Here is a 17,126-nt window from a genome sequence, read left to right on the forward strand (position 1 = left end):
TTCCCGTTGTCTGCATGATGACGCAATAGGATACGATATGCTACGACGCCTTCATTCCGAACAACCCGCAAGTTTTGCCTTCACGCCGGACAACCAAGCGTGGGCGGAAGCGCAGATCACCAAGTACCCGGAAGGTCGCCAGGCCAGCGCGATCATTCCGCTGTTGTGGCGCGCGCAGGAGCAGGAAGGCTGGCTGACCCGTCCTGCGATCGAGGCGGTCGCCGATATGCTGGGGATGGCCTATATGCGGGCGCTTGAAGTGGCGTCGTTCTACTTCATGTTTCAGCTGCAACCGGTTGGTTCTGTTGCGCATATCCAGATTTGCGGCACCACGTCCTGCATGATCTGCGGCGCCGAGGATCTGGTTGCTGTCTGCAAGGAAAAGATCGCTGCGAAGCCGCACACTCTGTCCGCCGATGGTAAGCTCAGCTGGGAAGAGGTCGAGTGCCTCGGGGCCTGTGCCAACGCGCCGATGGCCCAGATCGGCAAGGATTACTACGAAGATCTGACCGCAGAACGGTTTGGTGAAATCCTCGACGAGTTGGTCGCTGGCAAGGTCCCGGTGCCCGGCCCGCAGAATGGACGCTATGCGGCAGAGCCGAAATCCGGCCTGACCAGCCTGACCGATTTCGAAAGCGGGCGGCATGAGTACAATGCATCGGTGCAACTGGCGACCGATATCGGCGATACGGTGAAGCGGATCGACGGCACCGAAGTGCCGCTGCTGCATCCCTGGGGGGACGCCGGTGGGCGTCCGCAGAGTCAGGCGAAGGCCGCCAACGAGGCCGTGGCGCCGTCGCGCGCCGCAGCCGAGGCCGCCCCCAAACCCGCAGACGCGCCGAAGCCGGAAGACACCTCCGTGATCAAACCGTCGACGGAGTTGGCGGGAGAGGCGGAACTCGCAGCCCGGAAGGGGACGTGGAAATACGCCAAGGCGACCACTGCACAGCAGGTCGAAAAAGAAGACGCCGCCTCCGCAGCGCCGGTTGCCGAAGGACCGGGAACCAAGCCCGAGACCCTTAGCGAGGCGCGGGATGGTAAAGGCGACGACCTGAAGCGCATAAAAGGCATCGGTCCGAAACTGGCCGCGCTCTGTAATCGTCTTGGATTTTTCCACTTCGATCAGATCGCCAACTGGACGGCCGACGAGGTCGCTTGGGTTGATCAGAACCTTGAAGGTTTCAAGGGTCGTGTGACCCGCGATAATTGGGTTGAACAGGCCAAGACACTTGCCTCAGGCGGCGAGACAGAGTTTTCTGCACGTGTCAAGAAAGGTGATGTTTACGACAAGTAACATCTGAACACGGACAGGGAGAGTACGAATGCAACAACAGAATTCCGGGATAAGCTGCGCGCTTTGGTCATGGGCCTTGGCTGCAGGGGTTGGTTTACTTGTCGTTATCCTGCTGCTGGTCGTCGGTGGATGGGGCGTGATTGGCTCGATCTTCATGGGCGGGCTTGCATTTGTCGTGTTGGGGCTCGCCTTCAGCTGGATCTTCTGCCGCAGCCTTCCTGAGGCGCGTGGTCCGGGAAATATCGATACGTCGGGCGTTGCAAACACGTCCGCACCTGCGCCCAAGGCGTCTGCGCCGAAAGCTGCGTCGCCCAACGCGCCGCCGCCGTCCGTTCCGCCTGCGCCCACAGCAGATGAAGCGACCAGCCCTGCCAAAGCCGCACCCGTCGGTGTTGCTGCACCGGCAGCCGCTGCCGCAGCGACTGAGGCCAAACCGACCGAGAAAGCAAAGACCGAAGCGCCGGCAGCTGCGGCCAAACCCGCAGCCGAGAGCGGTCCCGCGGTCAAGCCGTCCGCGCGTCTGGCAGGTCAGGAAGACCTCGCATCACGCAAGGGCGAATGGAAATACGAAGGTGGCAGCGGCACATCCGCCAAAGCTGCGCCTGCGGCCGCGACCCCGGACTACGATGGTGACGGCAAGAACGAAGGGGCCGAAGAAGGGTCCAAGCCTGCAACGCTGGCCGAGGCGCGCGAAGGTGGTCCGGACAACCTCAAGGAGATCAAAGGGGTTGGTCCGAAGCTTGAAAAGCTGCTGCACTCGATGGGGTTCTACCATTTCGACCAGATCGCGAACTGGACGGCAGACGAGGTGGCATGGGTCAATGCCAACCTCGTGGGGTTCAAGGGCCGCGTGTCGCGAGACAACTGGGTGGAGCAGGCTAAAATCCTCGCCTCCGGCGGGGAAACCGAATTCTCCAAGCGCGTTGACAAGGGCGACGTGTACTGACGGGGGTTGAGACCACACCATGAGCCGGGATTCAGACGAGGCGCGAAAAGGACGGCGGATTGCGCTGTTCATCGCCGCAGTTGGCCTCTTCTGGATCCTGGTGACGGCCATCGGGTCTGAATATGGCTGGAGCCAACGGACCCGGGCTCTGTTCGACCTCGCCGCTTTGGCGGGGTTCGGGGCAGGGTTATGGATGACATACCAACTCTGGCGTGTGCGCCAGGCTGACAAGGATTGAGCAATGCTGAGCGATCAGGACCGGATCTTTACCAATATCTACGGGATGCATGACCGGACCCTCAAAGGGGCGCAGGCGCGCGGCCATTGGGATGGCACGGCAGACATCATCAAGAAAGGCCGTGACTGGATCATCGACGAGATGAAAGCCTCGGGTCTGCGTGGTCGGGGCGGTGCGGGCTTTCCGACGGGTCTCAAGTGGTCGTTCATGCCCAAGGAAAGCGACGGGCGTCCCAGCTACCTTGTCGTGAACGCCGACGAATCCGAGCCGGGCACCTGTAAAGACCGCGAAATCATGCGCCACGATCCGCATACGCTGATCGAAGGCTGCCTGATCGCGTCCTTCGCAATGCAGGCACATGCCTGCTACATCTACATTCGCGGCGAATACATCCGCGAGAAAGAGGCGCTTCAGAACGCCATCGACGAGGCCTATGACGCGGGCCTTCTGGGCAAGAACGCCGCCGGATCGGGCTGGGATTTCGATCTCTACCTGCATCATGGCGCGGGCGCCTATATCTGCGGTGAGGAAACCGCGCTGCTCGAAAGCCTTGAAGGCAAGAAGGGCATGCCGCGCATGAAGCCGCCATTCCCGGCGGGGGCGGGTCTTTATGGCTGCCCGACGACGGTAAACAATGTGGAATCCATCGCTGTTGTGCCGACGATCCTGCGGCGTGGCGGGGAATGGTTCTCGGGCTTTGGCCGTCAGAACAACGCGGGCACCAAGCTGTTTGCCATCTCGGGCCATGTGAACAACCCCTGTGTGGTTGAAGAGGCGATGTCGATCTCGTTCGAGGAACTGATCGAAAAGCATTGCGGCGGCATTCGCGGCGGTTGGGACAACCTCAAGGCGGTGATCCCAGGTGGGTCCTCCGTGCCATGTGTGCGTGGCGAAAACATGCGCGATGCGATCATGGATTTCGATTACCTGCGCGGTGAACTGGGTTCGGGCCTCGGCACGGCGGCTGTGATCGTGATGGATCAGTCGACCGACATCATTAAAGCGATCTGGCGTCTGTCCAAGTTCTACAAGCACGAAAGCTGCGGCCAGTGCACGCCGTGCCGCGAAGGCACCGGCTGGATGATGCGCGTGATGGACCGTCTGGTGCGCGGCGAAGCCGAGGTCGAGGAAATCGACATGCTGTTCGACGTCACCAAGCAGGTTGAAGGCCACACCATCTGCGCGCTTGGTGATGCAGCGGCCTGGCCGATCCAGGGTCTTATCAAGAACTTCCGCGACGAGATCGAGGACCGCATCAAGGCGCAGAAAACCGGTCGGGTCAGCGCCGTCGCGGCAGAGTAGGCCGGAAGCCGTTTCGAAACGCCTTCTCCACGCGGTTTGGAAACCTTTTTCCAAGGCCGGTGAACCGGCCTTTGATAAAGGCGCCTTAAGGCGCCTTTTTTCGATTCAGGCGTCATCGACCCGCTCGGGGGTTGCAAGCCTGCCGCGTCTGAGCGCATTGTGCCCTCAAGAGTTTAATAGGAATACAACCATGAAATCAGCATGGGTCTCGGGCACGCTTCTTCTGGTACTTGCAGCATGTGGCGATGGGGATATGGACACCATCACCTTAGACGGCGCGCGCTTTTCGGGCGATCTGCGCTCAGAGCGCAGCGACCGCGAGGCGTTTGTGGCGACCGGGGGCCCTGCGTCGGTCAGCCTCGAAGGTTCACGGCAGGCGGCGGCGTATCAGGCAGTTCAGCACTGCATTGGCTATCTCGGCAGTTCCGACATCGCTTGGATCAACGGTCCGGATGTCGCCGATGACCAATTAACGATCATCGACGATGAAGTTGTTCTCACAGGTCGCTGTTCTGAGCCATAAGCTGCTGAATGTCGGCCGATTTTCCTTTGGATATTGAATAACACCTGGCGCAGAACCCATATTGAAGCCAGACGATGCATTGAGGCGAGTTATGCGGATCCTGACATCTTTGGTGGCCGTTTTGGCCATCACCGGAACAGTTGCATCAGCAAAGCCACCGCTGCGCGAGGTCGCCGAGATCGATGATATGGTCATGGTGGTCGCGATTGCGGATGAAATCCGCAAGTCCTGCGACGACATCGGCGCGCGATTGATACGAGCCTATTCCACTCTGAACGGTCTCAAGGCGCTGGCCCGAGAAAAGGGCTACAGCGACGAAGAGATCGAGCGGTATGTGACGTCGAAAGACGAAAAAGCGCGGATGCGCGAAAAAGCCGAGTCGTTCCTGCTGGCCAACGGTGTTCGGGCAGACGACCGCGCGGCGCTGTGTCGCTTCGGCAAGATGCAGATCCAGGCACAGACCGAGATCGGCGAACTGCTGAAATAAGCGCCAATTCGGGCGGACTTTCCGTCATATTCAAAAACCCGCAAGTTACCGTACCCGCGTCGATATTTCCCGTTTTCTTTTTGCCTGAACATCTGGCCTATTTGGGAGAGCCGCGCTAGAAGGCGGGCGACGTCAGCCGATCGCCGTTTGCCGCGGCATCGACTGCGCCAGCCAAATGGGAACAAAGGGCTCGGGCATGTCTGACTTGCGCAAAATCATCATTGATGGGAACGAGATTGAAGTGGACGGTGCGATGACACTGATCCAGGCCTGTGAACAGGCCGGGATCGAAGTGCCGCGCTTCTGTTATCACGAACGTCTTTCCATCGCCGGCAACTGCCGGATGTGTCTTGTCGAAGTGGTCGGTGGCCCGCCCAAACCGGCAGCCTCCTGCGCGATGCAGGTTCGCGATTTGCGCCCCGGACCGGAAGGCCAGCCGCCTGTGGTCAAGACCAACAGCCCGATGGTCAAGAAGGCCCGCGAAGGGGTGATGGAGTTCTTGCTCATCAACCACCCGCTGGATTGTCCGATCTGCGACCAGGGCGGCGAGTGCGACCTTCAGGATCAGGCCATGGCCTACGGCGTCGATTTCAGCCGTTTCCGCGAACCCAAGCGCGCGGTCGAGGATCTGGACCTGGGTCCGCTTGTCGAAACCCACATGACGCGCTGCATCTCCTGCACCCGCTGCGTGCGCTTCACCACCGAAGTGGCCGGAATCACCCAGATGGGCCAGACAGGCCGGGGTGAGGATGCCGAGATCACGTCCTATCTGGGCGAAACGCTCAATTCCAACATGCAGGGCAATATCATCGACCTGTGCCCGGTGGGTGCGCTGGTGTCGAAGCCCTACGCCTTCACCGCCCGTCCGTGGGAATTGACCAAGACCGAATCCATCGACGTGATGGATGCGCTTGGCTCGAACATCCGCGTCGATACCAAGGGCCGCGAAGTCATGCGCTTCCTGCCGCGCAACCATGACGGCGTGAACGAAGAGTGGATTTCCGACAAGACACGCTTTGTCTGGGATGGCCTGCGCCGTCAACGTCTGGACAGGCCGTATATCCGTGAGAACGGCAAGCTGCGGCCGGCAAGCTGGGGCGAAGCCCTGAGCAAAGCCGCCGAAGCCATGAAGGGCAAGAAGGTTGCCGGTCTTGTGGGCGATCTCGCTCCGACCGAAGCGGCCTATGCGCTGAAGCAGTTGATCGAGGGGCAGGGCGGCAGCGTCGAATGCCGCACCGATGGCGCCAAACTGCCGGCGGGCAACCGGTCTGGCTATGTTGGCAATGCCGCCATCGAAGATATCGACACCGCTAAGATGATCCTGCTGATCGGCACCAACCCGCGCGACGAAGCGCCGGTGCTGAACGCACGGATTCGCAAGGCCTGGGCCGCAGGCGCCAAGGTTGCGCTTATAGGGGAACCGGTCGATCTGACCTATGATTACATCCACCTTGGTACGGGCCGCGACGCGCTGGCCAAGCTGACTGAGATGGATCATTCCGACAAACACGGCGTGCCGGGCGTCATGATCATCGGGCAGGGCGCACTGCGCGAGGCCGATGGCGCGGCTGTTCTCGGGACCGCGATGAAAACCGCAGAGGCGGGCCAGTCGAAGTTCCTTGTCCTGCACACGGCTGCAGGCCGCGTGGGTGCGATGGACGCGGGCTGCACGACCGAAGGCGGCATGGAAAAAGCCATCGACGGCGCAGAGGTGATTTACAACCTTGGTGCAGACGAAGTCGAAATCGCCGCCGGGCCTTTCGTGATCTATCAGGGCAGCCATGGCGACCGGGGCGCACACCGCGCCGACATCATCCTGCCGGGTGCAGCCTATACGGAAGAGCAGGGGCTCTTCGTCAACACCGAGGGCCGTCCGCAACTGGCGCTGCGTGCCGGGTTCGCACCGGGCGAGGCCAAGGAAAACTGGGCGATCCTGCGGGCGCTGTCTGCGGAACTGGGCGCGACATTGCCCTTCGACAGCCTTGCGCAGCTGCGTCAGGCTTTGGTCAAGGACGTGCCGCATCTGGCGATGATCGATCAGGTGCCGGAAAACGAGTGGCAGGCGGAAGCGGCGGGCAAGCTGGGCAATGCGGATTTCCGCAATGCGATCCAGGATTTCTACCTGACCAACCCGATTGCGCGTGCCAGTACCTTGATGGCCGAGCTTTCTGCGGGTGTGAAAGCCCGCAAGGACACAAAGATCGCAGCGGAGTAAGCCTGATGCGCCAAATGGCGGTCATAGCACCCGTTGCGATGGTGATGGTGGGCGGTTTGTCGGGATGCGATGCGGCACAACCGACCGACTCGCGCTTTGCTCCGGACTACCAAGGCGTGGAGACCACGTTGCTTGACGGTGATCTGGTCAAGTTTGACGTGGCCATGCAGGGTGCGCGCGGCCCTGTGGACGTGGAAAACTACGCCGAATGCGCCGCAGCGCAGTATGCGTTGATCCGTGGCTACGGTTTTGCGCGGCATTTGCGCACAAATGTATACGAAGAGGCTGGCCTCTGGCGAGGAGATGCGGTTTACACCATCTCGCCGGCGCTGCCCCGTGGGGTGCGGACCATCGACGCCGAAGTCGTGACCGCCTCATGCGTAGAAAACGGAATACCGATGGTTTGAGGACGTGATGGCTGACTTCTTTACCACCCCCCTAGGGATCGGCGTGATCATCGTCGCACAGTGTCTTGCGGTACTGGGCTTTGTGATGGTGAGCCTTCTGTTCCTCGTCTATGGTGACCGGAAAATCTGGGCCGCGGTCCAGATGCGGCGAGGTCCGAACGTCGTGGGCGCTTACGGACTGCTTCAGACCGTAGCTGATGCGCTGAAATACGTTGTCAAGGAAGTGGTCGTGCCGGCCGGCGCCGACAAGCCGGTGTTCATGCTGGCGCCGATGACCAGCTTTGTTCTTGCGATGATCGCCTGGGCGGTGATCCCCTTCAACGACACTTGGGTTCTGTCGGATATCAACGTCGCGATCCTCTATGTCTTCGCCGTCTCCTCGCTCGAGGTTTACGGCGTGATCATGGGTGGCTGGGCGTCGAACTCGAAATACCCGTTCCTTGGCTCGCTGCGCTCTGCCGCGCAGATGATTTCCTACGAAGTGTCGCTGGGCCTGATCATCATCGGCATCATCATTTCGACCGGATCAATGAACTTTGGCGACATCGTCCGGGCACAGGACGGCGATTTCGGATTCTTCTCGTGGTACTGGCTGCCGCACTTCCCGATGGTGTTCCTGTTCTTCATCTCGGCGCTGGCCGAAACCAACCGCCCACCCTTCGACCTTCCCGAAGCGGAATCGGAACTCGTGGCAGGCTACCAGGTGGAATACTCGTCGACACCGTTCCTGCTGTTCATGGCGGGCGAATACATCGCGATCTTCCTGATGTGCGCGCTGACCTCGCTGCTGTTCTTTGGCGGCTGGCTGTCGCCCATTCCGGGTATCCCGGACGGCGCGCTGTGGATGGTCGGCAAGATGGCATTCTTCTTCTTCATCTTCGCGATGGTGAAGGCGATCACCCCCCGCTACCGCTATGACCAGCTGATGCGGATCGGTTGGAAAGTGTTCCTGCCGTTCTCGCTGATCTGGGTGGTCTTCGTGGCCTTCGCGGCAAAGTTCGACTGGTTCTGGGGCGCTTTCGCGCGCTGGGTATAAGGAGAGGTCAAGATGGCGAATATCGACTACGGACGCGCTGCCAAGTACTTCCTTCTTCAGGATTTCTGGGTCGGCATGAAACTGGGCTTCAAGTACTTCTTTGCGCCCAAGGCAACCGTGAACTACCCGCACGAAAAAGGCCCGCTGTCCCCGCGCTTCCGCGGTGAACATGCGCTGCGCCGCTACCCGAACGGTGAAGAGCGCTGCATCGCCTGCAAACTGTGCGAGGCGATCTGCCCGGCGCAGGCGATCACCATCGACGCGGAACCCCGCGACGACGGCTCGCGCCGCACCACGCGCTATGACATCGACATGACCAAGTGCATCTACTGCGGCTTCTGCCAGGAAGCCTGCCCGGTGGATGCAATTGTCGAAGGTCCGAACTTCGAGTTTTCGACCGAGACCCGCGAAGAGCTTTACTACGACAAGGCCAAGCTCTTGGACAACGGCGAACGCTGGGAAGCCGAGATCGCGCGCAACCTCGAACTGGATGCGCCGTACCGATGAGCGATACGAAAACCCCTTTCGAGTTGATGATGCAGCAGGCGCAGGAGATGGCGCGTGCCTTCAATCCTGCGCTCTCGTCGTTCGACCCCAAGGGGTTCGAAAAGCTGTGGCCGACCATGCCGAAGGACGCCATGGAGATGTGGTTCGGCAAGGGCATCAGCAAGGACGGTCTGGACGCCAAGACGCGGCTGCTGCTGACCCTCGCAGGCATGACCATGCAGGGCGCGCAGGCGGAAACGCCGTTCCGCATGACCGTGCGCCACGCGACTGAGGCCGGTGCCACGAAAGACGAAATTGCCGAGACCATCGCCCAGATGTCGATGTTCGCCGGTATCCCTGCCATGACCCGCGCCATGGAACTTGCGCGCGAGGTGATGGAAGACGAGAAAAAGGATGACGAGACATGACTGTCTTTGCCTTCTACCTCTTTGCCCTGTCGGTGATCGCGGGCGGTCTGTTCACGGTGGTGAGCCGCAACCCGGTGCATTCGGTCCTGTGGCTGATCCTCGCCTTCCTGTCCTCGGCGGGCCTGTTCGTGCTTCTGGGCGCGGAATTCGTGGCGATGCTTCTGGTGATCGTCTACGTGGGCGCAGTGGCGGTTCTGTTCCTCTTCGTCGTGATGATGCTCGACGTGGATTTCTCGGAACTGAAGGCTGAAATGGCCCGCTACATGCCGCTGGCGCTGCTTATCGGCGTGGTCATCCTGATGCAATTCGCGCTGGCCTTCGGCGCGTGGGAAAGCAACGCGGCAGCCGAAGGGCTGCGCGCCCAGGTGATGCCGGTCGACCGGCACAATACCGAAGCCTTGGGCCTGATCCTGTATGACCAGTATTTCCTGCTCTTCCAGCTTGCCGGGCTGATCCTGCTGGTCGCCATGATCGGCGCGATTGTCCTCACGCTGCGGCACCGCTCGGACATCAAGCGCCAGAACGTGCTGGCGCAGATGTACCGCGATCCGGCCAAGGCGATGGAACTGAAAGACGTGAAGCCCGGACAGGGCCTGTAAAGATTCGCAGCCCCGATCCAATTGGGGCGCTTTGACAAAGAAAACGACGGGGCACACCCCGGAGGGACGTGATGATAGGACTTGAGCATTACCTGACAGTGGCAGCGGTGCTGTTCGTGATCGGGATTTTCGGACTGTTCCTGAACCGCAAGAACGTGATCATCCTGCTGATGAGCATCGAACTGATGCTGTTGGCGGTGAACATCAACCTTGTCGCGTTCTCGAGCTTCCTTGGCGATCTGGTGGGGCAGGTGTTCACCTTGTTCGTTCTCACCGTCGCCGCCGCCGAAGCCGCGATTGGCCTTGCCATCCTCGTCTGTTTCTTCCGCAACCGTGGCTCCATCGCGGTTGAAGACGTCAACGTGATGAAGGGCTGACGATCATGGAAACGCTTATCCTGTTTTCCCCGCTGGTCGGTGCCATTCTGTGTGGCTTTGGCTGGAAGTTCATCGGTGAGACCGCCGCGCAATGGATCGCCACGGGCCTTTTGTTCTTCGCCTGTGCGCTCTCCTGGATCGTCTTCCTGAGCCAAGACGGCGTCACCGAGACCATCAACATCCTGCGCTGGATCGAATCCGGCACGCTCAGCACCGAATGGGCGATCCGTCTGGACCGCCTGACCGCGACGATGCTGATCGTCGTGACCACGGTTTCGGCGCTCGTGCACCTGTATTCCTTCGGCTACATGGATCACGACCCGCAGTGGAAAGAAGGCGAAAGCTATAAGCCGCGCTTCTTTGCCTACCTGTCGTTCTTCACCTTCGCCATGCTCATGCTGGTGACATCGGACAACCTTGTTCAGATGTTCTTTGGCTGGGAAGGCGTGGGCGTCGCGTCCTACCTGCTGATCGGCTTCTACTATCGCAAGCCGTCCGCCAACGCCGCAGCCATCAAGGCCTTCGTGGTCAACCGTGTGGGCGACTTCGGCTTCGCACTGGGCATCTTTGCGCTGTTCTTCCTCGTGGACAGCATCCGCTTTGATGACATCTTCGCAGCCGCGCCGACGCTGGCAGAAACGCAGCTGACCTTCCTCTGGATCGAATGGAACGCGGCCAACCTGATCGCCTTCCTTCTGTTCATCGGGGCGATGGGGAAATCGGCGCAGCTGATCCTGCACACGTGGTTGCCGGACGCGATGGAAGGTCCGACCCCGGTGTCAGCTCTGATCCACGCGGCAACCATGGTGACCGCAGGCGTTTACCTTGTCTGCCGCATGTCGCCGCTGATGGAATTCGCGCCCGAAGCGCAGTCCTTCATCGTCTTCCTTGGTGCGACCACCGCGTTCTTCGCGGCCACGGTCGGCCTCGTGCAGAACGACATCAAGCGCGTGATCGCGTATTCGACCTGTTCGCAGTTGGGCTACATGTTCGTGGCCGCGGGCGTCGGTGTCTACTCGGTGGCGATGTTCCATCTCTTCACACACGCGTTCTTCAAGGCAATGCTGTTCCTTGGCGCCGGTTCGGTCATCCATGCGATGCACCACGAGCAGGACATGCGGAGCTATGGCGGCCTGCGGAAGAAGATCCCCTATACCTTTGGCGCGATGATGATCGGCACTCTGGCAATCACCGGTGTTGGTATCCCGCTGACCGGCTGGATCGGCTTTGCTGGCTTTGCCTCAAAGGACGCGGTGATCGAAAGCGCCTATGCCGCTGGCCCGATGGGCTATGCCTTCTGGATGCTGGTCATCGCGGCACTGTTCACCAGTTTCTATTCCTGGCGTCTGATGTTCCTGACGTTCTACGGCAAGCCGCGCGGCGACAAGCACACGCATGAACACGCGCATGAAAGCCCGATGGTCATGCTGATCCCGCTCGGAGTGCTGAGCCTCGGCGCGGTCTTTGCTGGTGCCATCTGGTACAACAGCTTCTTCGGTCACACGGACAGCGTCGCCAAGTTCTTCGGCGTGCCCTATGCCGAGGCGGGTGAACACTCTGCCGAAGGTGACGGCCACGGCGAAGAGGCCGCACATGGTGAGGCGGCTGATGCGGGTCATGGTGAAGACGCAGCTCATGGTGAAGAAGCCAAGGGTGGTGAGCACCACTATGTCTTTGCAGGTCAGCCGGGCGAGGGTGCCATCTATGTGGGTCCCGACAACGACATCCTGAACGAGGCGCATGAAGTTCCGAAATGGGTCAAGGTTAGCCCGTTCATCGCGATGCTGTTGGGTCTGGGTACCGCTTACTGGTTCTATATCGTGAACCCGAAGCTGCCCAAGCGTCTGGCCGAGAGCCAGCGTCCGCTGTACCTCTTCCTTCTGAATAAGTGGTATTTCGACGAGATTTACGACTTCCTCTTCGTACAACCCGCAAAGGCGCTGGGGCGTCTGTTGTGGAAGCGTGGCGATGGCAATGTCATCGACGGGTCGATCAACGGCGTGGCCATGGGTTTCATCCCGATGCTGACGCGCCTCGCTGGTAAGGCACAGTCCGGATACATCTTCACATATGCCTTCTTCATGGTGATCGGCATTGCAGCCCTTATCACCTGGATGACGCTGAGCGGAGGAGCACACTGATGGATAACCTTCTTTCCATTGTCACGTTCCTGCCCGCGCTGGCAGCGCTGATCCTGCTGGTCTTCCTCCGGGGCGAGGATGAAGCGGCGAGCCGGAACGCAAAGTGGCTGTCGCTGATCGCGACATCGGCCACCTTCCTGATCTCGCTGTTCATTCTGGCGCAGTTCGACTCTCAGAACACTGGCTTCCAGATGGTGGAGCAGGGTGAGTGGCTGCTTGGCCTTCAGTACAAGATGGGTGTGGACGGCATCTCGGTTCTCTTCGTGATGCTGACCACCTTCATGATGCCGCTGGTCATTGCGGCGAGCTGGGATGTGAGCCACCGCGTCAAGGAATACATGATCGCGTTCCTGCTTCTGGAAACGCTGATGCTTGGCGTGTTCATGGCGCTGGACCTGGTGCTGTTCTACCTCTTCTTCGAAGCGGGCCTCATTCCGATGTTCCTCATCATCGGCATCTGGGGCGGTAAGAACCGCATCTATGCGTCCTTCAAGTTCTTCCTCTACACCTTCCTCGGCTCGGTTCTCATGCTGGTCGCGATGGTCGGAATGTTCGCCGATGCGGGCACAACCGATATCGAGCAGCTGCTGACACACCAGTTCGGGTCCGAGACCTTCAGCGTTCTGGGTGTTCATATCGTCGGCGGTATGCAGACACTGCTGTTCCTTGCCTTCTTCGCCTCTTTTGCGGTGAAGATGCCGATGTGGCCGGTGCACACCTGGTTGCCCGACGCGCACGTTCAGGCGCCGACCGCAGGTTCGGTTGTTCTGGCGGCGATCCTGCTGAAGATGGGTGGCTACGGCTTCCTGCGGTTCAGCCTGCCGATGTTCCCGGTGGGGGCAGACGTGCTGACGCCGCTGGTGCTTTGGATGTCCGCCATCGCCATCGTGTACACCTCGCTGGTGGCGCTGGTGCAGGAAGACATGAAAAAGCTGATCGCCTATTCGTCGGTCGCCCACATGGGCTATGTGACCATGGGCATCTTCGCGGGCAACCAGCAGGGGATCGACGGCGCGATCTTCCAGATGATCAGCCACGGCTTCATCTCGGGCGCGCTCTTCCTGTGCGTCGGCGTGATCTATGACCGGATGCACACCCGTGACATCGACGCCTATGGCGGTCTGGTGAACCGGATGCCGGCCTATGCGCTGATCTTCATGCTCTTCACCATGGCCAATGTCGGCCTGCCGGGTACCTCGGGCTTCATCGGGGAATTCCTGACGCTGATGGGCATCTTCCAGGTCAACACATGGATTGCGGCGGTGGCCACATCTGGTGTGATCCTGTCGGCCGCCTATGCGCTCTGGCTCTATCGCCGGGTGGTGATGGGCGACCTGATCAAGGAAAGCCTCAAGACCATCACCGACATGACACGCCGCGAGCGGGCAATCTTTGCCCCGCTGGTGATCGCGACGATCCTCTTTGGTGTCTATCCGGCCCCGATCCTCGACACGATCGGGCCGTCGGTGGAGGCGCTTGTGACCAATTACCAAACTGCACTTGCTGCGGCGGAAACCGCCACGCAAGTCGCCGTGAACCATTAAGGGGGCGAGGCTATGCTCTCGGCTGATCTGAGTATCATCCTTCCCGAAATCATCCTGGCCATCTATGCGATGCTGGCGCTTCTTGGCGCGGTCTATACCGTAAAGGACGGGGCTGCGTCGCTGCTGGTCTGGGCGACAAGCGGTCTCTTCCTCGCCATCGCGGTGTGGATCGGGCTGAACGGGGCAGGGACCAATGTCGCCTTCAACGGCATGTTCGTCGATGACGGGTTCGCGCGCTTCGCCAAGATCGTGATCCTTGTCTCGGCTGCCGCCGTTCTGCTGATGTCCGAAGCCTACATGACCCGCCGCGGTCTGTTGCGGTTCGAATATCCGCTGCTGATCGCGCTGGCCGTGGTCGGCATGATGATGATGGTGTCCGCTGGCGACCTGATGGCGCTCTATATGGGCCTCGAGTTGCAGTCGCTGTCGCTTTACGTGGTGGCCTCGCTGCGCCGTGATAGCCTGAAATCGACCGAAGCGGGTCTGAAGTACTTCGTGCTGGGCGCGCTGTCCTCGGGTCTGCTGCTCTACGGTACGTCGCTGGTTTATGGCTATGCCGGCACCACGCTTTTCTCGGGCATCATCCAGACGGCGGTGCACGGCGACCTGTCGCTGGGCCTGCTTTTCGGTCTTGTGTTCCTGATCTCGGGCCTCGCGTTCAAGGTCTCGGCCGTGCCGTTTCACATGTGGACGCCGGACGTTTACGAAGGATCGCCCACTCCGGTGACCGCGTTCTTCGCCACCGCGCCGAAAGTGGCGGCGATGGGCCTGTTCGCCCGCGTGATGCACGACGCATTCGGCGCCGCCGTCAGCGACTGGAGCCAGGTGATCGCACTCCTGTCCGTGCTGTCGATGTTCCTTGGCGCCATCGCGGCCATCGGCCAGACCGACATCAAACGTCTTATGGCGTTCTCGTCGATCGCGCATATGGGCTATGCCCTGATGGGGCTCGCAGCGGGGACTGCGTTCGGCGTGCAGGCGATGCTGATCTACATGGCGATCTACGTAACGATGAACGTCGGCACATTCGCCTTCATCCTGTCGATGAGCCGCGATGGTCAGCCCGTGTCGAACATCGCGTCCCTGAACATGTATTCCAAGCGTGAACCGGGCAAGGCGCTGGCGATGCTGGTGCTGCTCTTCTCGCTCGCAGGTGTGCCGCCGTTGGTCGGCTTCTTCGGCAAACTCTACGTGCTGCGCGCCGCCTATGAGGCTGGTCTGGCATGGCTGGCGATCGCCGGTGTGATCGCGTCGGTGATCGGTGCGTTCTACTACCTGCGGATCGTCTTCTACATGTATTTCGGGCAGGAGCGGGACGACGCGCTGGACAAGAGCCGGTCCCCGGTTCTCTGGGGGATGCTCATGGCAAGCGCCATCATCATGGTGGTTGGTGTCGTCAACCTCTTCGGCATCGAAGGGGCAGCAGCAGCCGCGGCGGCGACCCTTGTCAACTAAGCGGTCCACACCGTTGAAACATCGTGACGCGCCAATGGCGCGTCGCTTTGTTTTGTGCACCCAGCTGCGCGGGGCGCGATGCCTCCGGCGGGAGTTTATCCGGCAAGATGAAGGAGCCTGTCGTTTTGTCTGAGTGGCCGATGGGATATGGGCGGCAGGTGCTTACCGAAGTGGACAGCACCATGGCCGAGGCCGCACGGCAGGCCAAGGGTCTGGCGGGGCCGACCTGGATCTGTGCGCTGCGCCAGACGGCAGCACGGGGGCGGCGCGGGCGTGCCTGGGTGAACCCGGAAGGGAATTTCGCCGCCACTTTGGTGTTGCCAACGTCTGACGCGTCCGAGAAACGCGCTTTGCGCAGTTTCGTGGCCGCGCTGGCGCTGTTCGATGCGCTTGTCGCGGTGTCGGGCAGGGTTGACGGGTTGACGCTCAAGTGGCCGAACGATGTGCTGCTGACCGGGGGCAAGGTCGCCGGTATCCTGCTGGAGAGCATCGGGGCGCATCTGGCAATCGGAATCGGGGTCAATCTGATCGCGGCGCCAGCGTCTTCCGAGGTGGAAGAGCGCGCAGTCGCGCCGGTCTCTGTCCTGTCTGCTCTGGGCGTCGAGGTTGGGCCGGAGGTTTTTCTCGACATTCTCGCTGAAGCCTATGCCCGGCACGAAGCGCAATTCGCCACCTACGGCTTCGCGCCGATCCGAGAGGCCTGGCTTACGCGCGCGGCGCGGCTTGGCGAGGTTGTTACGGCGCGGATGGGGGATCGTGAAGTGACGGGCAGCTTCGAGACGGTGGACGCCGAGGGGCGGATCGTCCTAAACACCGCATCAGGCCGCCAAGCCATTGCGGCGGCGGATATCTTCTTCTGAGGGGCAGGGCCATGCTTCTGTGTATCGACTGCGGCAATACCAACACCGTGTTCTCGATCTGGGACGGGGAGCGTTTCCTGTGCACCCTGCGCACGTCGACCCATCATGGGCGTACGGCGGATGCCTATTTCACATGGTTTTCAACGCTGATTGCGCATTACAGGATCGACCCCAACATCACGGATGTGATCATCTCGTCCACGGTACCACGGGTGGTCTGGAACCTGCGGGTGTTCTCGGACCGGTTCTTTGGCGTTCGTCCGATCGTCGTGGGCAAGCCGGAATGCAAGCTGCCACACCCTCCTCGGGTCGATGTCGGCACCGGCGTGGGGCCGGACCGTCTCGCCAATGCGGCAGGCGCATTCAATCGCCACGGCGGCGATTGTGTTGTGGTCGATTTCGGCACGGCGACCAATTTCGATGTGGTGGCCGAGGATGGCGCCTATGTCGGTGGCGTGATCGCACCGGGGGTCAACCTGAGCCTCGAAGCACTCCATCAAGGTGCTGCCGCGCTGCCGCATGTGGACATTTCGCAGCCGGAGCGGGTGATCGGTACCAACACGGTGGCCTGTATCCAGTCGGGTGTGTTCTGGGGCTATGTCGGGCTGATCCAAGGGATCACCGACCGGATCAAGGCAGAATACGGCAAGCCGATGAAGGTTATCGGCACTGGCGGGCTCGCGCCCTTGTTCGCACAGGGTGAGCTGCTATTTGACACGATTGAGGATGATCTCACCATGCACGGTCTGACGGTCATCCACGCCTATAACAAAGAAAACGGATAAATC

At 60.8% G+C, this 17,126-nt stretch carries 18 protein-coding genes; all 18 read left to right on the plus strand.

Going from position 1 to position 17,126, the window contains the following annotated elements; genetic code table 11:
• The first annotated feature begins 37 nt into the window (after window positions 1-37).
• Window positions 38-1,294: an NADH-quinone oxidoreductase subunit E gene (locus MGEO_RS05830; RefSeq protein ID WP_085635773.1), complete on the plus strand. Its 1,257-nt coding sequence runs from the start codon at window positions 38-40 to the stop codon at window positions 1,292-1,294.
• Window positions 1,295-1,322: 28 nt separating this feature from the next.
• A complete protein-coding gene (locus tag MGEO_RS05835) occupies window positions 1,323-2,240 on the plus strand; it encodes a hypothetical protein (RefSeq protein WP_085635774.1) in 918 nt (305 codons plus the stop codon).
• 19 nt (window positions 2,241-2,259) lie between these two features.
• Window positions 2,260-2,478, plus strand: a complete 219-nt coding sequence (locus tag MGEO_RS05840; protein WP_085635775.1) for a DUF5337 domain-containing protein — start codon at window positions 2,260-2,262, stop codon at window positions 2,476-2,478.
• Between the two features lie 3 nt (window positions 2,479-2,481).
• A complete protein-coding gene (nuoF, locus tag MGEO_RS05845) occupies window positions 2,482-3,780 on the plus strand; it encodes an NADH-quinone oxidoreductase subunit NuoF (protein ID WP_085635776.1) in 1,299 nt (432 codons plus the stop codon).
• A gap of 190 nt (window positions 3,781-3,970) precedes the next feature.
• Window positions 3,971-4,303, plus strand: a complete 333-nt coding sequence (locus MGEO_RS05850; RefSeq protein ID WP_085635777.1) for a hypothetical protein — start codon at window positions 3,971-3,973, stop codon at window positions 4,301-4,303.
• A gap of 91 nt (window positions 4,304-4,394) precedes the next feature.
• Window positions 4,395-4,790: a DUF5333 domain-containing protein gene (locus MGEO_RS05855; protein ID WP_085635778.1), complete on the plus strand. Its 396-nt coding sequence runs from the start codon at window positions 4,395-4,397 to the stop codon at window positions 4,788-4,790.
• 196 nt (window positions 4,791-4,986) lie between these two features.
• Window positions 4,987-7,005, plus strand: a complete 2,019-nt coding sequence (gene nuoG, locus MGEO_RS05860) for an NADH-quinone oxidoreductase subunit NuoG (protein ID WP_085635779.1) — start codon at window positions 4,987-4,989, stop codon at window positions 7,003-7,005.
• A gap of 5 nt (window positions 7,006-7,010) precedes the next feature.
• On the plus strand, window positions 7,011-7,412 hold the full coding sequence (locus tag MGEO_RS05865; protein ID WP_106299115.1) for a hypothetical protein: 402 nt from the start codon (window positions 7,011-7,013) through the stop codon (window positions 7,410-7,412).
• Between the two features lie 7 nt (window positions 7,413-7,419).
• The gene (nuoH, locus tag MGEO_RS05870; RefSeq protein ID WP_085635781.1) at window positions 7,420-8,448 is read left to right on the plus strand and encodes an NADH-quinone oxidoreductase subunit NuoH; all 1,029 of its coding nucleotides are present in this window, start codon (window positions 7,420-7,422) and stop codon (window positions 8,446-8,448) included.
• Between the two features lie 12 nt (window positions 8,449-8,460).
• Window positions 8,461-8,955 (plus strand): NADH-quinone oxidoreductase subunit NuoI, encoded by a 495-nt coding sequence (gene nuoI, locus MGEO_RS05875; protein ID WP_085635782.1) that lies wholly within the window; start codon window positions 8,461-8,463, stop codon window positions 8,953-8,955.
• Entirely contained in the window at window positions 8,952-9,362 is a 411-nt protein-coding gene (locus tag MGEO_RS05880) for a carboxymuconolactone decarboxylase family protein (protein ID WP_085635783.1), read from the plus strand. The genes nuoI and MGEO_RS05880 overlap by 4 nt, the downstream gene beginning before the upstream one ends.
• Entirely contained in the window at window positions 9,359-9,961 is a 603-nt protein-coding gene (locus MGEO_RS05885) for an NADH-quinone oxidoreductase subunit J (protein WP_085635784.1), read from the plus strand. Before MGEO_RS05880 ends, MGEO_RS05885 begins: the two co-directional genes overlap by 4 nt.
• A 71-nt stretch (window positions 9,962-10,032) precedes the next feature.
• Complete coding sequence (gene nuoK / locus MGEO_RS05890) at window positions 10,033-10,338, plus strand: NADH-quinone oxidoreductase subunit NuoK (RefSeq protein ID WP_072777106.1); 306 nt, start codon at window positions 10,033-10,035, stop codon at window positions 10,336-10,338.
• Between the two features lie 5 nt (window positions 10,339-10,343).
• Complete coding sequence (gene nuoL, locus MGEO_RS05895) at window positions 10,344-12,479, plus strand: NADH-quinone oxidoreductase subunit L (protein WP_085635785.1); 2,136 nt, start codon at window positions 10,344-10,346, stop codon at window positions 12,477-12,479.
• Window positions 12,479-14,023 (plus strand): NADH-quinone oxidoreductase subunit M, encoded by a 1,545-nt coding sequence (locus MGEO_RS05900; RefSeq protein WP_085635786.1) that lies wholly within the window; start codon window positions 12,479-12,481, stop codon window positions 14,021-14,023. The genes nuoL and MGEO_RS05900 overlap by 1 nt, the downstream gene beginning before the upstream one ends.
• 12 nt (window positions 14,024-14,035) lie before the next feature.
• Entirely contained in the window at window positions 14,036-15,478 is a 1,443-nt protein-coding gene (gene nuoN / locus MGEO_RS05905) for an NADH-quinone oxidoreductase subunit NuoN (protein WP_085635787.1), read from the plus strand.
• A 125-nt stretch (window positions 15,479-15,603) separates the two neighbouring features.
• Window positions 15,604-16,338, plus strand: a complete 735-nt coding sequence (locus tag MGEO_RS05910) for a biotin--[acetyl-CoA-carboxylase] ligase (protein WP_233139687.1) — start codon at window positions 15,604-15,606, stop codon at window positions 16,336-16,338.
• A gap of 11 nt (window positions 16,339-16,349) precedes the next feature.
• On the plus strand, window positions 16,350-17,123 hold the full coding sequence (locus tag MGEO_RS05915) for a type III pantothenate kinase (RefSeq protein ID WP_085635789.1): 774 nt from the start codon (window positions 16,350-16,352) through the stop codon (window positions 17,121-17,123).
• Window positions 17,124-17,126: the final 3 nt, after the last annotated feature.

It is taken from the genome of Marivita geojedonensis, from assembly GCF_002115805.1.
GTDB lineage: Bacteria > Pseudomonadota > Alphaproteobacteria > Rhodobacterales > Rhodobacteraceae > Marivita > Marivita geojedonensis.

What these genes read in the sequence shown, in the direction of transcription:
- MGEO_RS05915 (WP_085635789.1), top strand. Translation starts at nt 16,350, where the DNA reads ATGCTTCTGTGTATCGACTGCGGCAATACCAACACCGTGTTCTCGATC.
- nuoI (WP_085635782.1), top strand. Translation starts at nt 8,461, where the DNA reads ATGGCGAATATCGACTACGGACGCGCTGCCAAGTACTTCCTTCTTCAG.
- MGEO_RS05880 (WP_085635783.1), top strand. Translation starts at nt 8,952, where the DNA reads ATGAGCGATACGAAAACCCCTTTCGAGTTGATGATGCAGCAGGCGCAG.
- MGEO_RS05850 (WP_085635777.1), top strand. Translation starts at nt 3,971, where the DNA reads ATGAAATCAGCATGGGTCTCGGGCACGCTTCTTCTGGTACTTGCAGCA.
- nuoN (WP_085635787.1), top strand. Translation starts at nt 14,036, where the DNA reads ATGCTCTCGGCTGATCTGAGTATCATCCTTCCCGAAATCATCCTGGCC.
- nuoH (WP_085635781.1), top strand. Translation starts at nt 7,420, where the DNA reads ATGGCTGACTTCTTTACCACCCCCCTAGGGATCGGCGTGATCATCGTC.
- nuoG (WP_085635779.1), top strand. Translation starts at nt 4,987, where the DNA reads ATGTCTGACTTGCGCAAAATCATCATTGATGGGAACGAGATTGAAGTG.
- MGEO_RS05900 (WP_085635786.1), top strand. Translation starts at nt 12,479, where the DNA reads ATGGATAACCTTCTTTCCATTGTCACGTTCCTGCCCGCGCTGGCAGCG.
- MGEO_RS05835 (WP_085635774.1), top strand. Translation starts at nt 1,323, where the DNA reads ATGCAACAACAGAATTCCGGGATAAGCTGCGCGCTTTGGTCATGGGCC.
- MGEO_RS05855 (WP_085635778.1), top strand. Translation starts at nt 4,395, where the DNA reads ATGCGGATCCTGACATCTTTGGTGGCCGTTTTGGCCATCACCGGAACA.
- MGEO_RS05865 (WP_106299115.1), top strand. Translation starts at nt 7,011, where the DNA reads ATGCGCCAAATGGCGGTCATAGCACCCGTTGCGATGGTGATGGTGGGC.
- nuoF (WP_085635776.1), top strand. Translation starts at nt 2,482, where the DNA reads ATGCTGAGCGATCAGGACCGGATCTTTACCAATATCTACGGGATGCAT.
- MGEO_RS05885 (WP_085635784.1), top strand. Translation starts at nt 9,359, where the DNA reads ATGACTGTCTTTGCCTTCTACCTCTTTGCCCTGTCGGTGATCGCGGGC.
- nuoK (WP_072777106.1), top strand. Translation starts at nt 10,033, where the DNA reads ATGATAGGACTTGAGCATTACCTGACAGTGGCAGCGGTGCTGTTCGTG.
- MGEO_RS05840 (WP_085635775.1), top strand. Translation starts at nt 2,260, where the DNA reads ATGAGCCGGGATTCAGACGAGGCGCGAAAAGGACGGCGGATTGCGCTG.
- nuoL (WP_085635785.1), top strand. Translation starts at nt 10,344, where the DNA reads ATGGAAACGCTTATCCTGTTTTCCCCGCTGGTCGGTGCCATTCTGTGT.
- MGEO_RS05830 (WP_085635773.1), top strand. Translation starts at nt 38, where the DNA reads ATGCTACGACGCCTTCATTCCGAACAACCCGCAAGTTTTGCCTTCACG.